This window comes from Coleofasciculaceae cyanobacterium (assembly GCA_036703275.1).
Lineage (GTDB): Bacteria > Cyanobacteriota > Cyanobacteriia > Cyanobacteriales > Xenococcaceae > Waterburya.
Window position 1 is genome coordinate 139,601 of record DATNPK010000028.1, and the last position, 13,965, is coordinate 153,565.

A 13,965-nucleotide genomic window follows, 5' to 3' on the forward strand; every position below is an offset into this window, starting at 1 on the left:
CGGCTTTTGAAGCTGATTTTTTAACGTGTTGGATTATAATAAATTTTAAACAGTCTGATAAGGACTAGTTAACTTATCCAATTGATTAACCAGCAGACTAAGGAACAAACCGACATCTGTTACCACACCGACTGATTCGACTGAACCGCGATCGCTTAACTTAGTCACCACCGCCGGGTTAATATCGACACAGACCATTTTTACTCCCGCAGGGGTCATATTACCCACGCCAATGGAATGGAGCATCGTAGACAGCATCAGGATCAGGTCTGTACCTTCTAAGAGTTGAGCATATTCCTCTTGGGCTTTAATTAAATCCATTTGGGTATCGGGTAAAGGACCATCATCCCGAATTGAACCAGCCAGGGCAAAGGGTACATCATGTTTAACGCATTCATACATAATGCCGTGGGTAATAACTCCTTGTTCTACTGCCTTGGCGATGCTGCCATAACGCCGTACTGTATTAATCACTTTTAAATGGTGGCGGTGTCCACCTCGAACGGGAGTACCTTTTTGCATATCTACACCCAAGGAAGTACCCATCAGTGACTGTTCAATGTCGTGGACGGCGATCGCATTTCCGCCAAGTAAACCTTGAACATAACCTTCACGAATGAGCGTCGAAAGGTGCTTTGCTCCTCCTGTATGGATTACTACTGGCCCCGCGGTGACAACTACTTTACCGCCGCGATCGCGAATTTGACGCAATTCCCAGGCGATTTGTTCTACGACTAATTCAACTCGTCTTTCACTGGATACTCCCGCACCCATAAAGCTAAATTCTTCTTGGGTTTTGAGTTCTCGATTAGATTTTTTACGCACGGTACGAATTCCTTCTACGCCAACGACGACGCGATCGCCTTGAGCTAAATCCCGCAGGATCTTACACTCAGCCATGATGCCAGTAGAACCTTCATCGATCACAATTGCCCCATCCATGCGTTGCTTTTGCACTCGTATCCACTGGTCATTTACCCTGACTTCGGTGGGATAAATATTGGTGACATAAAAGTCATCAGGGGCAACTCCTGCTAGATCGCAGGTTTCCATAATCACATTGCTTACATCGTTACTAGGGGCTACTGCACCCAGTTCAATTAGCTGACTCATGATTTTTTCCATCACTTCATGGTCAGGGGCAGACACCCTAACGTCTGCATTGGAAGTACTTTGTCTTTCTACACCCAGATTAAAGTTTAGTACCTTGAAGCTACCGCCGTTGTCTACTACCAAATCCAGAGAACGGTTCATGATTCCTGCATCCAATAAATGACCTTCCATGTGCAGTACCCGACTTTCTACAGGCGTGCTGGCATGAACATCAGGCAATACAGGCTCATTAATTCTGAGAGTCAGACATTTAGCTGCACCACCAGCTTTGAGGAATTCCGTTAGGGGTGTTTCAATAACGGTAAAACCAGCCTCTGCCAAACGCTGCTTGAGACTGTCACTCGCCTTATTCATTACTACCGACTGCCCAACGTTAACGCTGTTACAGGCAAAATTAATCGCATCCGCTTCAGCGAGCGCAATTCGTTTTTCTTTGGGTACACGACCTTCAATAATATGGTTGGAATAAGAATCAAATGCCCCAGGATAGTAGAGTAAATAGCCACCAGATAAGGGACACAAACAAGTGTCTAAATGGTAAAAGCGCTCGTCAATTAAGCGTAAAGACAATACCTCAATATCTAACCATTTAGCGATATAGGGATGGGAATCTAATTCAGAACGAAAACCATAGCCAGCCCACAACCAACGCCCTTCACGGTCTAATAAAGCATCTCCTGCACCTTCAAACGGCAAGTCTTTGGGCAATTCAAACACATTAAAGCCGTTATTTTCAAACCACTGTTTAAAGTATGGTTCTTCTCCCTGACGTTCGGGATGATAAAAACGACTGAGAACTGCATTGTCTCCCAATACTAAACCCGCATTAGCAGTAAATACCATATCAGGAACACCTTGTTGTCCTTGGACTAAATCTACCTTAGCTAGGTCATTCAGCACAAAATTTAGTTTAGACCACTGTTCCACGGCTTTATCGCGCGAGGATTTATGAATATTTCCTTCCATCCAGGGATTGATTACATAGTCTACGTCATAGTGATCTGGTGCGCACATTAAGATGCGAATCGGTTCAGTCATGGTAATTGTTGTGTGAAAAAGTAAATAAAATAAATGAGCAACTCGACACTAGCTACCAGTGTATTGAGCAATCCAAGCACCAAATAAAAAGGCATTATAAAATTTTGTTACTTGGTTAAATCTAGTAGTTGGCAATAGCTCGATGATTCTAGCTTCTGGTACAAAATAGATTGAGTTATTCATTGAAGTTTGAAAGTTGGTTTCCGCTTCTACTCTAGATTTATTATCTAACTGACTAAAATAAAGAGACTGCCAAGCCTCTTTAAATTTAGCAAAGTAGGGTAAAGATTTATCACCATGAAGATCGGCTAACACTAATTGTGCGCTAGCTCTCAAACGCCGAGCAGTATCTTTAAGCAATTGCAGTTTAGAGCCATTATCGGGAAGAACGTGCATCACCAGCATTAATTTCTGCCATTTACTTTCTGCCATTTAATTTCGCCTTTGTCATGCTTGTACCTCAGCAAGTACTGACAAGATATTGCACTCTATCAGAACTGAATAATAATACTATAAAGTGTTGTGCCAAATTATCTGGCTAGCTAGCTAATGTTATCAAACTCTAATATTCAACTTTGGTTGATAATTTTAGAGATTTTTCTTAAACCAAAAAATTAATTTTTCGACTTATTTTTTTGGCTTTTGGGTGGAGTACGCTGGTGGCCAAAATATTTCTCACTCCGATAGCGCAGCCAGATTCTAAGCTGTTGTGGAATTTGCTCTTTTTGTTCTTGGGTCAAAGTATTGTAGAGTGCGATCGCTTTTTCTCTTTCTCCTCGACAAGCAGCATTATTATGAGCATCCCAATAACTGCGCGCCACTCTAATGCGCCGACACACTTCTTTGACTAATTCTTTGCCCTGCAATACTTGGTTTTTCTTTTTTTTGGCAACCATGATTATGTTGATGTTCCCTTTTACCTATCTCAATCAGAAAATTTATTTTGCCCGACTATTTACTTATTTACTTACCTAATATCTACCGATAAACTTTATCCAACGCAGCACTAATAACCAAAGAATCTGCCCCTGGTAAACAGGCGTTTTCTGTAATATAGCGTTTCCAAACTTTTGTGCCTGGCTGTTCGGCAAATAACTGTAGCATATGGCGGCTAATAGAATTGAGTTTTGTTCCTTTGCCGATCCAATAGTCAATATAGGGCAGCATCGCTTGAACAATTTCCTGGCGCGATCGCGGGGTGACAGCTTCGCCAAAAATATCTCGATCTACCGTAGCGAAAATATAGGGGCGATCGTATGCAGCACGCCCAATCATTACTGCATCTACAAATTCTAAATGAGTTTTAGTTTGTTCGAGGGTAGTAATACCGCCATTGATTTCGATAAATAGGTGAGGAAAATCTTGTTTGAGACGATAGACATCTTCGTAACGCAAAGGAGGGACATCGCGATTTTCTTTGGGACTTAAACCCTGTAGCCAAGCTTTACGGGCATGAACGCTAAAGTTAGTACAGCCAGCCTGAGAGACGATCCGAACAAAGTTAACCATGTCTTCATAGCGATCGCATTCATCTACCCCAATTCGCTGCTTTACAGTCACGGGAATCTTAACTGCCTGCTGCATCGCTTCTACTGCATCGGCGACTAATTCTGGTTGCGTCATCAAACAAGCTCCAAAATTACCGTTTTGCACCCTAGGACTAGGACAGCCGATGTTTAAGTTAATGGCATCATAGCCCCAATCTTCGCCAATTTTGGCGCATTCGGCTAGTTGTGTGGGGCTGTCTCCCCCTAGCTGTAGCACCAACGGTTTTTCTTCAGGAGAAAAGTCTAGAAGTTTATGGCGATCGCCGTGAATAATCGCCTGAGAAGTAATCATTTCTGTATATAGTAGAGTGCGACGGCTAATTTGACGCAGGAAGTAACGATAATGACGATCTGTACGATCCATCATCGGCGCAATACTCAAAAGGAGATTAATATTTATTTGTCGAGCGTGAAAATTGCTGTTCATGTTGCAATTATTGAGTTTAAATATTGCGTTGTAAATTTTGGTTTTAGCTCTTAGTTTTTAGTTTTTGAAGACAACCCCAAAAGCTGATAAATTTTATTTTCAGATCCTGATTCGGTAACGCCAAGTTTTTTAGCTAACTATGTTGACGATTTAATTATTACGGAATTTGATTTTTATCAAACCGAATTACCAAAACTTATCTAACAAGTTTGTAGCTTATTCAAAACCAATCTTGGTTATTAGAGGAGGGTGTAGCTTTTTTGGTTTTAAAGCCAAATTCTCCTTCATTTGCGCAAGGGTTTGGCTGATTTTGAGCGGGTTCGCTGGAATTAGACCAATCAGTAAAGTTATTAATAAATTCTTGACTAGCAGCGGCTACTTTAGCAGCTTGTTGTAAAGTAATATCTATATCTTCTTTGGCGCGGTTAGAAATTTTTTGGGAGAAAGATGAATTAATCTGAGAATTGGAGTTTTCTAAAGGTAGCTTGGCTGTAGATTTTTGAGCAGCAACAATTCTGTCTTGAATTTTAAAGCGATCTAGTTGAACAATAGTTTGATTGAGGAAAGGACTATTAATCAATGCTTTTCCCTTGATGTTTAGACAAGTAGAAGTCAATTTCAGAGATTGAGCCGATGTCAACCACAGTAGATTATTTTGTTGAGTGAAACTAGGCCAAAGATAAGTTTTATCAGGATATTTAGAGCGATCGTTTAACTGAGGAATTTGCTGATTTGCAGTAGAGATATTGACCCCAAAGCTTAGAGGTTGATATTGGCTTAATGAAGGGTGTCTGATATCTTGCTCGTAATCTTTAACTAACCAGACCTTTTCAATTTCATGATAGAGAGTTTTGAAGTTGTCTAAACGTTCTTCTGTATAAGCAGGAAAATCCTCAATGTTTTTAGCCTGAGTTAATTGAGTCACATAACCGACAAAAACGTATAGGGGTCTACCGCGATCGTCTTTTGCCATAACTTCGAGCGAATCCTCGCCTAACTGACCAATTAAATCCCGCACCATACAGGTAACGCCAACGATACAGTAGTCATCGTTTTTAAACAGTGACCAGCGAGGAGAATCTGCCAAATTTCTAGCTTGCTGAGTGGTGGCTAGAATGTATTGTGAAGCCCAGTTAATATCGTGTCCAGTGAAGTTGTCTGGAACAGTGATAAAGCGAAAATCTAAATGATAACTTCGTCCATAGATAATTGCCGCCCACTCTCGCTTAGACATCAGCAGTTACCTCACTGCCATTAAAATAGAGTGAAGCCTGCTGTAGCTCCCCAGAAAGCAACTTCATATTTTCTTCTACGATCGCCATTTCAGTCTCACAAGTCTGTAGCTGAGTGCTTGTTGCCTGTAGTTCTGAATTTTTAAGCAACTGTAGTAAAGTAGGAGACTGTTTAATTGTTTCCACGGCAAGAGTTTGATGATCGCGTTGAGTCTTTAATTTAAGACCGTAAGCTCGCAGCTGAGAATATACGGCAAAAACCACAGGTAGATGAGCATTAACTGGAATGATATTAGCATTCTCAGGATCGTTACATAGTTCTTTGCCTAAGCTGACTGGACAAATCATCACTAGCCAACCTGAATTAGGGGTAAATAACGCCTGAAATAATTTTTTTACGTCGGCAATAATCTCGTCCTTGTCTCGATGGTGGCACAGATCGTACTTAGTAATCACGATCGCCACCGGAAAAGGATTCTTAGGATTGGGATTTTTATTAATACTAATGTACTGCTGAATAAATTGATTCATGCGATCGCTTTTAATTTCTCGCACTGTATTAGGGGTAATTGGACTAGTTAAATACTCTCCAGAAATACCCAAAAATAAGCACTGAGATTCAGTCAGGTACTGAACTAAATCCGCTACGTCTTGTTCGGTAGAGCGATCGCTTAATGCCAAACCACGATAGTCTAGCCACTGAAAACTCATCAGGGGTCGAAAACCATAGCTAAAGTTAAACCCATAGTATTCCATGGTTGCAGCGTTAGGAGTTGGCCAACGATCTTCACCCTTGAGGGAAATTAATTTTTCCCATCTTTGAGTCAGTTCTAAATCCAAGTCCATATCTTTGGCAGCGAGGGTAAATCCTTTAACTCCCGTTTGCATTACTGCATACATCCCAAGTAAATAACTAGTTTTACCAGCACCAGTAGTGCCTAACATGGTAATTTTAATTTCTTCAAGCTTCATGTTTTCTAAAACCATTTGTTTTGCTTGGGAAAAGATTTTTGAGGCGAATTAGCTTGACCTTGACGCAGCGAACTATCTCGCTGTTTTTCGGCTGGGTACTGTTCATCAAAAACGCTCCAGGCATTTGAAGCTGAACCATAGAAGCTATCTAATTTGACCTTTGAACGCAGTTGGCTGGAATCTAAATGGAGTAGATCGAGAAATTGACGAACCGACTGTAATCGCTCTGTAACGTCCATAATCATCGCACTGGCGATCGCTTCACTGACGTGAGCGCTAATCTGTGGAGTAATTTGTCGGACTGTTTTTAATTCAACCCCTGCTGCTCTTTCAATAGCTGATACTGGTGCTTCTCCCGTTAATAAATGATACAGCGTCGAACCCAAAGCATAAATATCGGTAAATGCGCCATACTTTAAAGCGCGTCCATATTGTTCTAAGGGAGCATAGCCAGGAGTCAGCATGGTGGTATATCTGGTAGTACAGTTAGTGGTAAAGTCTCTAGCTGCACCGAAGTCGATCAAGACGACTCTTCCGTCATCTGCCAACATAATATTGTCTGGCTTGATATCTCGATGTAAAAACTGAGCCTGATGCAGAATTTCTAGAGCCTCACCCACTTTCGCAATATGCTTGAGAGCTTTAGCTTCGCTTAATTTACCCTGACGCTGTTTTAGTAGCTCCGCCAAGGTTCTACCCCGAAGATACTCCATCACCATATAGGCAGTATTGTTTTCCTCAAAATAGTAGAAAACTTGGACAATTCCAGGATGATTAAACTGACCTAGAGTCTGACCTTCTAATAAAAACTTTTGTTTAGCCTTGCTGTAAGTGTCTAAATTCCAGCGACCCGCAGAAACCACTGTTGAACCTTCTCGCCAACACCCTTCGGGAAAAAATTCTTTGACCGCGACGGCACGATTTAATCTGGTGTCGATGCCTTGGTAAGTAATACCAAAACCGCCCTGACCAAGTGGCTGCTTAATTCTATATTCGCCATTTGCTAGACAAGCACCAGGACTTAACACACCCTTAACCCTGGTAAATACACCCATGAATTACAACTCTCCAACGACACTTGCCCGACTTTTCGTGCATACTTAAGATTTATTTTAGACTTAGCTTCTCTATCTTAAACTGTATTTAGTTAGTTTTTTGATTAGCTTACTTTGATTAGTTTACCTAGATATAAATACTCAAGTACTCAAATTTTTCTTCAGCTTATCGTGAGTGCCAAATTTTTTAATTTTGGGTAATCATCAGTTTTTCTCTGGTTAATAATTAAAGAATATTAAGCTAAACTTTGTTAGGCAATAGCCAACTCAGTCCTCGTCTATACTCTAAAATCTGCCGATAAAATGATCGTAGGATGAATAATTTTAAGGCATTAAAATGTTCTAATTGTGAAAGGCATCTTAGAGCAGTTGCACTTGAATCTTGGGGAGGATATGACAGATAAGCCTGGGACAATTAATCAAACTCTTAATATGCTAATTGAAATTGCCGATCAATTTAAACTAAGCGGTGAAATTGTTGATCTTCAACAATACGGTAGTGGTAACATCAATAGCACGTTTTTAGTTACCTTAGACACTGAACCACCATTTATTTTGCAACGCCTCAACACTACGGTGTTCTGCCAGCCAGAATTGGTCATGAGTAACATTTGCGTTTTATCTGACTATGTTTGTCAACGGTTAGAGCAATTCAATCTCCCTTCAAATCGCCGTTGGTTGATGCCTCAAGTTTTGTTTACTTGCGCCAAGCAAAATCATTGGATAGCTGAAGATAATTCTTTCTGGCGTGCCATGAGCTTTATCGATAATTCCCAATCCTTTGATACTATTCAAAATATTCAGCACGGGTATGAAATTGGCTATGGCTTAGGAATGTTTCATCGTTTAATTAATAATCTACCAGCAACACAATTGGCAGATACTCTAGAAGGATTTCATATTACCTCTCGATATCTACAGCATTACAATCAGGTAATTGCAGTCAATAAAATAGAATCATCCCCTGAGATTAGCTATTGTCTTAAATTTATCAGCGATCGCATCAATCTGGCTCATGTTCTCGAAAACGCCCAAGCATCAGGCAAGCTTGAACTGAGAATAATTCACGGCGATCCTAAAATAAATAACATTATGATCGACTGTTCTACTAAGCAGGCTGTAGCGATGATCGATCTCGATACAGTCAAACCTGGTTTAATTCATTATGATATCGGCGATTGTTTGCGATCGGGCTGTAATGCTTTGGGAGAGGAAACCGATAGCTGGGAAAAAGTGACTTTTGAGCCAGAACTCGCTCAAGCTATCTTAAGAGGCTATTTAGAAGTTGCTCAATTTTTGACCAAACATGACTATGAATATATCTACGACTCGATTCGGTTATTAGCTTTTGAATTAGGACTGAGATTTTTTACCGATTATTTAGAGGGCAATGTTTACTTTAACGTCAATCATGCCGAACATAACTTAGCTAGAGCTTTGGTGCAATTCAAACTAACTGAAAGTATCGAAAAGCAGGAACAAGAAATTAACCAAATAATTGCTGATTTAAGATGAAATCTACTTTTGATCTCTTTTGTTTCGCTAAAAATACTGCTCCAGCGGTTAAAATTTCTGGCAATATTAACCGTCAAAATAATCAACTCAAAATTTCATACAAACTTGAGGGAGTATCGCAAATTATTATTCCTAAAAAAGTCAATTCTCTGACTCGCCAAGATAATCTTTGGGAACATACCTGTTTTGAATTTTTTATCGGACTTAAAGACTCAACTAAATACTGGGAATTTAATCTCTCTCCCGCAGGAGATTGGAATGTTTTTCGCTTTTCTAACTATCGACAGTGTATGTCCGAAGAAGTAGCTTTTGAGTCTTTACCCCTTAATGTTTTACAGCAGGCTAATTCTTTGCAGCTTCAGTCAGAAGTTGACCTGAATCAAATTATTTCTCTCCAACAAAGTTTAGCAGTTGGCGTTACTACCGTAATTAAAGATCAAAAACAGCAGCTTAGTTATTGGGCATTAACTCATCGGGGCAAAGAAGCAGATTTTCATCATCGAGATAGTTTTATGATTAATCTGTAGTTGGTATTGCTAGTTGATTGTTCAAAATCTCGGTGGGGTATGAGAAACCATCCAGGGTCTATTGCTAGCGGAAGTTTGATATCTTGGTTTGGTGGGTTCTCTTGGTTCTTGTTTGACTAGTCTAGGTTCGTCAAATTGCGATCCGTAGGGTACGCGATCGCGTAATCGCGTAATCGCAGATAGACTTCCTGAATTAAGATTGATATTGGGTGCAGAAAATATTTTAGTTGCTACCTGATTGCATTCAGGACAATTTATCGGTGCGTTATATTTCGTCATACTGCGCCAAGCTTCAAATTCTCCACAGGGGTTACAGCGATATTCGTATAGAGGCATTTTTTCAATTGATAATTAATTTTTAATTTTTCGGTAGAGGCGAATAGCATTCGCCCAGATCAAAAGAATCAAGTCGGTAAAATATTTTGTTCAAAAATGGCAGTAGGTAATGCCAGGGTACAGCAGGCGTTAGGGACATCAACGATCCCGCTAATTCTGCCTTCAACGGGGGCGCAACTAAGTAAAAGATAAGCTTGTTCTCCAGTAAAGCCAAATTTCTGCAAATAGTTAATTGCATTTATGCAGGCGCGACGATAAGCAACATGAGCATCGAGGTAATATTGTTCTCCGCTAAATTCATCGACAGAAATACCTTCAAAGATTAAATATTCTGAGTATTGGGGTTCGACTGGGCCAGGTTTAAAGATCGGATTGACCATCGCATATTTCTCAACGCCACCTTTGATAATATCTACGTGCAGATCGATATACCCCGACATTTCGATCGCACCACAGAATGATATTTCTCCATCCCCTTGAGAAAAGTGGATATCACCCATAGATAGGTTCGCACCATCAACATATACAGGAAAATAAATTCGCGAACCTTTGGATAAGTTTTTAATATCGCAGTTTCCTCCGTGTTCCCTTGGTGGTACAGTACGGGCAGCTTCGGCAGCAACACGGTCAAATTCCGAACCCGAAAGAGTTCCTAATACTGCTTGGTTAGGATTAGGCAGGGCAGCCAAATCTGGTATTTCTGGCTTCCAAGGTGGCCCTCCTTTAGCTACTAAGGCTTTTTCGCGTTTATTCCAGGTTTGTAATAACTCCATTGATGGGGCGCAACCAATTAAACCAGGATGGGTAATGCCTGCAAAGCGCACTCCAGGAATATGACGAGAACTTGTATAAATCCCCTGAATATCCCAACAGGCTTTGGCAGCTTTGGGAAAATGGTCAGTCAAAAAACCACCGCCGTTTTCACGGGAGAATATACCAGTGAATCCCCACTCGTCTCCTGGCAAAGTCCCAATATCTAATAAATCAACAACTAAAATATCTCCTGGTTCAGCACCCTCCACCCGAATAGGGCCACTGAGGACATGGACTATATTTAAATCTACTTTTTCTATGTCGCTGGGGTCATCATTATTACTAATTTGTCCGTCAGTCCAGTCCTTGCATTCAATCCGAAAGACATCACCAGGCTTAACGGAAACTACCGCAGGTATATCAGGATGCCAACGATTATGACCAGGGACATCCTGCTTTGCCATTGGTTTGTTTAAGTCAATTTTAAAGAGAGTTTCTGGCATTTTGTTCTGCTCGTTACTAATATTTGACTAGGAAAATAGATCTTGTAGATCTTGAAAGAAAGATAATTATTTGGTTCAAGAATTGCCGATATTTTACCTATACAGCTTTAATCTAGATGAACTATTTCGTGTGAAAAGCTAAAATAATACAGATTTTTAGGTAATAAGGATCATCTATTTATCTGAAATATTGATTGATTTATTAGATATTAAAAGTAACAATGACTACTAAACTCTTAATAGATTTCTTTTTCTTTAAATAGTTAATTTAGTTAATGACACGCCCCGATCAAAACATGGCAGTGTTGTGATATCTGCTTTACTTCTACTTGGCCGGGTAAATAGAATAATTTAAAGATCTTGTCGCAAGTTGTCATTAGTTTAATGAATCAGAATTAAAACAATAACAGCGTTGGTCGGTTTTGCCTGTAACAAGCAATAGTTTTTGAGCGCTCAAAATTTTCAAATCTCTTTGGAGAGTGCGCCGAGAAACATCAGGAAACATCGCCTCGCAGTTTTTAATGGTCACATTTAAATAAGTAGTCGCATAGTCCAAAATCAGTCTCTGGCGTTGATTTAAGTGGTGCAATCTGGTCAGTTTTTCGGTCGATGAGTTGGAATTATTAGCGATCGCCTCATCGCCGATATCGGCTTTTAAATAAGCTCTCATCAAAGCCTCAATTTCCGCAATAATTTCTTGGCTATGAGTTTCATGGCTCCTCAAAGCCAGCAAAATAAGAGTATTAGTAGCGTTGATGCATATTTCAGCTAATACCTGGCTTCTTTTGCTCGTTAGCCTAGGATTACGAGCTTTTAGAAGTTTTGCCATAAATTGAATTGCTTCTTGAGTAAAGCTAATATCTATATTTCTAAAAATAGTCGGGGAAGTAAAAAACTGGATAAAAACTATTCTAGAAGTTGGATTGGTAAACAGTTGCTCGACTTGAGTAATATTCGCATGAATAAAATCGGCAAACGGTAGCTGTATAACTTCTGGACGCAAAAGTTTGTCCCACATGACGTAGACTCGTTCAACGTGGCGTAATTCCAAGGCATTGAAAATTGCCAGCTTATCGGGAAAAAATTGATAGAGCGAACCTACAGCCGTATTAGCTCTTTTGGCGATCGCATGGGTAGTGGCAGCCTCAAATGCCACCTCGTCAAATACAATTGCTGCTGCATCTAGAATCTGTTCGACTCGCTTCTGACTGCGTTTTTGTTGAGGTTGGCGACGAAGGGGAGTTTTTTCAGATTTCATCTTGATAAATGCGAATAATATGTCACATATTAAAATTCAATAAAAGTTTTTTATAGCAGTAGAATTAAAGAAGGAGAGCTATAAACTATTGCCTTAAGATATTTCTCTATCGTTATGATTCATCGCTATCTCTAACTTGCGACATAACGATATTTTACTTGTCGTGTTTTAACTATATTGTTTACGGAACAAATATTATTACCCATGACTACCGTAACTTCACCCGACAACAAAACCAAACTACCCCCAACGGTAAAAGATCCCGCGATCGCAATAATGATCCGTGCATTATTAGATCAGTTTGGTACATTAGAAAGATACCAGCAAAAGTATGGCGAGATTTTTTACGCACCTCAATCTTCGCTATTCCCTCCTAATGTAATTTTTAGCAACCCGAAAGCAATCGAACGAGTTTTTACTGCCGATCCGAGTTTGTTTGAAGTAAGTCAGCAATCTAATGCACCTATTAGAGTTTTATTAGGCGATCGCTCTTTGCTATTACTCGATGGAGTCGAACACAAAAGACATCGGAAGTTACTAATGCCTCCTTTTCATGGAGAAAGAATGAAAAGCTATGGTCGAACTATGGTCGAGGTAACTAAAGAGGTTATCAATCAATGGCAAGTCGGTCAGACTATCTGTATCCGCGATTACACTCAAGAAATCTCGCTACAAATTATTCTCAGGACAATATTTGGCTTAGATGAAGGACAGAGATATGATCGCCTGAAAGCAATTTTGGTTGATTGGTTGCAAATATTTAACTCGCCGTTAAATTCCTTTTTTCTCTTTTTCCCTGCGTTACAAAAAGACTTAGGTGCTTTGACCCCTTGGAGTAAATTTTTGCGACAAAAACGCCAGATTCGAGACATTTTACAAGCAGAATGCGATCGTCGTAGAAATAATCCTGATACTTTGGGGGAAGATATTCTGAGTTTACTCTTAGAAGTACGATACGAAGATGGTCAAGCAATGAGTGATGGGGAAATACAAGATGAATTGATGACTATGTTGTTTGCAGGACACGAAACTACAGCAAGTTCTCTAGCTTGGTCTTTTTATTGGTTACATCGACTTCGAGAAGTCGGTCACAAATGCCGAACAGAATTAAGCTCTCTTGCCGAAAATGCCCAGTTTACCGATATCATTAAGCTTCCCTATCTCGATGCAGTAGTATCGGAAACCCTAAGATTGAATCCCGTGGTGGTTTTTGTCACTCGTCAACTCAAAGCACCTTTTGAACTGATGGGATACCAGTTTGAACCTGGAACATTACTTCTTCCTTCTATATATTTAACTCATCAACGGGAAGATATTTATCCCGAACCTCAAAAATTCAAGCCAGAAAGATTTTTAGCCAGACAATTTTCACCCTATGAATTTTTACCCTTTGGTGGAGGAAATCGTCGCTGTTTGGGTTATGCTTTTGCTTTGTTTGAAATGAAATTAGTCTTAACTACTATTTTGTCTCATGCAGAATTAGAACTATTAGACAATCGCCCTTTACAATCAGCGCGTCGTGGTTTCACTTTTACTCCTGCTGGTGGCGTAAAAATGAGAGTCAAAGCCATTAAGAATTAGATTTACAACTTAATTTATTTAGCTAATTGGCGACATTGTATTTTTACTTGTCGCATAAGTTAAATAATGAATTAGGTATGGATTGGGTTAAACAGAATTTTTTCACTT

At 39.9% G+C, this 13,965-nt stretch carries 13 protein-coding genes; 3 read left to right on the forward strand and 10 right to left on the reverse strand.

What is annotated here, in order from left to right; translation table 11 throughout:
* Positions 1-45: 45 nt before the first annotated feature.
* The 7 genes from V6C71_07400 to V6C71_07430 all read right to left on the reverse strand — a co-directional run bounded on the left by V6C71_07400 (position 46) and on the right by V6C71_07430 (position 7,384).
* A complete protein-coding gene (locus V6C71_07400) occupies positions 46-2,151 on the reverse strand; it encodes a TIGR00300 family protein (GenBank protein HEY9768321.1) in 2,106 nt (701 codons plus the stop codon).
* Positions 2,152-2,199: 48 nt separating this feature from the next.
* Positions 2,200-2,583, reverse strand: a complete 384-nt coding sequence (locus V6C71_07405; GenBank protein ID HEY9768322.1) for a hypothetical protein — start codon at positions 2,581-2,583, stop codon at positions 2,200-2,202.
* Between the two features lie 182 nt (positions 2,584-2,765).
* Positions 2,766-3,047 (reverse strand): Precorrin-3B methylase, encoded by a 282-nt coding sequence (locus V6C71_07410; protein ID HEY9768323.1) that lies wholly within the window; start codon positions 3,045-3,047, stop codon positions 2,766-2,768.
* 82 nt (positions 3,048-3,129) lie between these two features.
* The gene (gene dusA, locus V6C71_07415; protein ID HEY9768324.1) at positions 3,130-4,125 is read right to left on the reverse strand and encodes a tRNA dihydrouridine(20/20a) synthase DusA; all 996 of its coding nucleotides are present in this window, start codon (positions 4,123-4,125) and stop codon (positions 3,130-3,132) included.
* Positions 4,126-4,345: 220 nt separating this feature from the next.
* On the reverse strand, positions 4,346-5,359 hold the full coding sequence (locus tag V6C71_07420) for a hypothetical protein (protein ID HEY9768325.1): 1,014 nt from the start codon (positions 5,357-5,359) through the stop codon (positions 4,346-4,348).
* Positions 5,352-6,344 (reverse strand): hypothetical protein, encoded by a 993-nt coding sequence (locus V6C71_07425; GenBank protein HEY9768326.1) that lies wholly within the window; start codon positions 6,342-6,344, stop codon positions 5,352-5,354. The genes V6C71_07420 and V6C71_07425 overlap by 8 nt, the downstream gene beginning before the upstream one ends.
* On the reverse strand, positions 6,335-7,384 hold the full coding sequence (locus V6C71_07430) for a serine/threonine-protein kinase (protein HEY9768327.1): 1,050 nt from the start codon (positions 7,382-7,384) through the stop codon (positions 6,335-6,337). The genes V6C71_07425 and V6C71_07430 overlap by 10 nt, the downstream gene beginning before the upstream one ends.
* Before the next feature lie 393 nt (positions 7,385-7,777).
* Here V6C71_07430 and V6C71_07435 point away from each other — a divergent pair, with 393 nt between their 5' ends.
* Together V6C71_07435 and V6C71_07440 are read left to right on the forward strand one after the other, a co-directional pair.
* On the forward strand, positions 7,778-8,899 hold the full coding sequence (locus V6C71_07435) for an aminoglycoside phosphotransferase family protein (GenBank protein ID HEY9768328.1): 1,122 nt from the start codon (positions 7,778-7,780) through the stop codon (positions 8,897-8,899).
* Positions 8,896-9,426 (forward strand): DOMON-like domain-containing protein, encoded by a 531-nt coding sequence (locus V6C71_07440; GenBank protein ID HEY9768329.1) that lies wholly within the window; start codon positions 8,896-8,898, stop codon positions 9,424-9,426. The genes V6C71_07435 and V6C71_07440 overlap by 4 nt, the downstream gene beginning before the upstream one ends.
* A gap of 21 nt (positions 9,427-9,447) precedes the next feature.
* On the opposite strand, the gene V6C71_07445 is transcribed toward V6C71_07440, so the two are convergent.
* The 3 genes from V6C71_07445 to V6C71_07455 all read right to left on the reverse strand — a co-directional run bounded on the left by V6C71_07445 (position 9,448) and on the right by V6C71_07455 (position 12,276).
* On the reverse strand, positions 9,448-9,762 hold the full coding sequence (locus tag V6C71_07445) for a zinc ribbon domain-containing protein (protein ID HEY9768330.1): 315 nt from the start codon (positions 9,760-9,762) through the stop codon (positions 9,448-9,450).
* A 68-nt stretch (positions 9,763-9,830) separates the two neighbouring features.
* Positions 9,831-11,018: a formamidase gene (gene fmdA / locus V6C71_07450; protein HEY9768331.1), complete on the reverse strand. Its 1,188-nt coding sequence runs from the start codon at positions 11,016-11,018 to the stop codon at positions 9,831-9,833.
* A 376-nt stretch (positions 11,019-11,394) separates the two neighbouring features.
* Complete coding sequence (locus V6C71_07455) at positions 11,395-12,276, reverse strand: TetR/AcrR family transcriptional regulator (protein HEY9768332.1); 882 nt, start codon at positions 12,274-12,276, stop codon at positions 11,395-11,397.
* A gap of 204 nt (positions 12,277-12,480) precedes the next feature.
* Between V6C71_07455 and V6C71_07460 the strand changes: the two genes are divergently transcribed.
* Entirely contained in the window at positions 12,481-13,857 is a 1,377-nt protein-coding gene (locus tag V6C71_07460) for a cytochrome P450 (GenBank protein HEY9768333.1), read from the forward strand.
* The last annotated feature ends 108 nt before the right edge of the window (positions 13,858-13,965 follow it).

Bases quoted from the DNA above. Each gene is read 5' to 3' on its own strand.
- V6C71_07400 (HEY9768321.1), bottom strand. From the start codon at position 2,151: ATGACTGAACCGATTCGCATCTTAATGTGCGCACCAGATCACTATGAC.
- V6C71_07405 (HEY9768322.1), bottom strand. From the start codon at position 2,583: ATGGCAGAAAGTAAATGGCAGAAATTAATGCTGGTGATGCACGTTCTT.
- V6C71_07410 (HEY9768323.1), bottom strand. From the start codon at position 3,047: ATGGTTGCCAAAAAAAAGAAAAACCAAGTATTGCAGGGCAAAGAATTA.
- dusA (HEY9768324.1), bottom strand. From the start codon at position 4,125: ATGAACAGCAATTTTCACGCTCGACAAATAAATATTAATCTCCTTTTG.
- V6C71_07420 (HEY9768325.1), bottom strand. From the start codon at position 5,359: ATGTCTAAGCGAGAGTGGGCGGCAATTATCTATGGACGAAGTTATCAT.
- V6C71_07425 (HEY9768326.1), bottom strand. From the start codon at position 6,344: ATGGTTTTAGAAAACATGAAGCTTGAAGAAATTAAAATTACCATGTTA.
- V6C71_07430 (HEY9768327.1), bottom strand. From the start codon at position 7,384: ATGGGTGTATTTACCAGGGTTAAGGGTGTGTTAAGTCCTGGTGCTTGT.
- V6C71_07435 (HEY9768328.1), top strand. From the start codon at position 7,778: ATGACAGATAAGCCTGGGACAATTAATCAAACTCTTAATATGCTAATT.
- V6C71_07440 (HEY9768329.1), top strand. From the start codon at position 8,896: ATGAAATCTACTTTTGATCTCTTTTGTTTCGCTAAAAATACTGCTCCA.
- V6C71_07445 (HEY9768330.1), bottom strand. From the start codon at position 9,762: ATGCCTCTATACGAATATCGCTGTAACCCCTGTGGAGAATTTGAAGCT.
- fmdA (HEY9768331.1), bottom strand. From the start codon at position 11,018: ATGCCAGAAACTCTCTTTAAAATTGACTTAAACAAACCAATGGCAAAG.
- V6C71_07455 (HEY9768332.1), bottom strand. From the start codon at position 12,276: ATGAAATCTGAAAAAACTCCCCTTCGTCGCCAACCTCAACAAAAACGC.
- V6C71_07460 (HEY9768333.1), top strand. From the start codon at position 12,481: ATGACTACCGTAACTTCACCCGACAACAAAACCAAACTACCCCCAACG.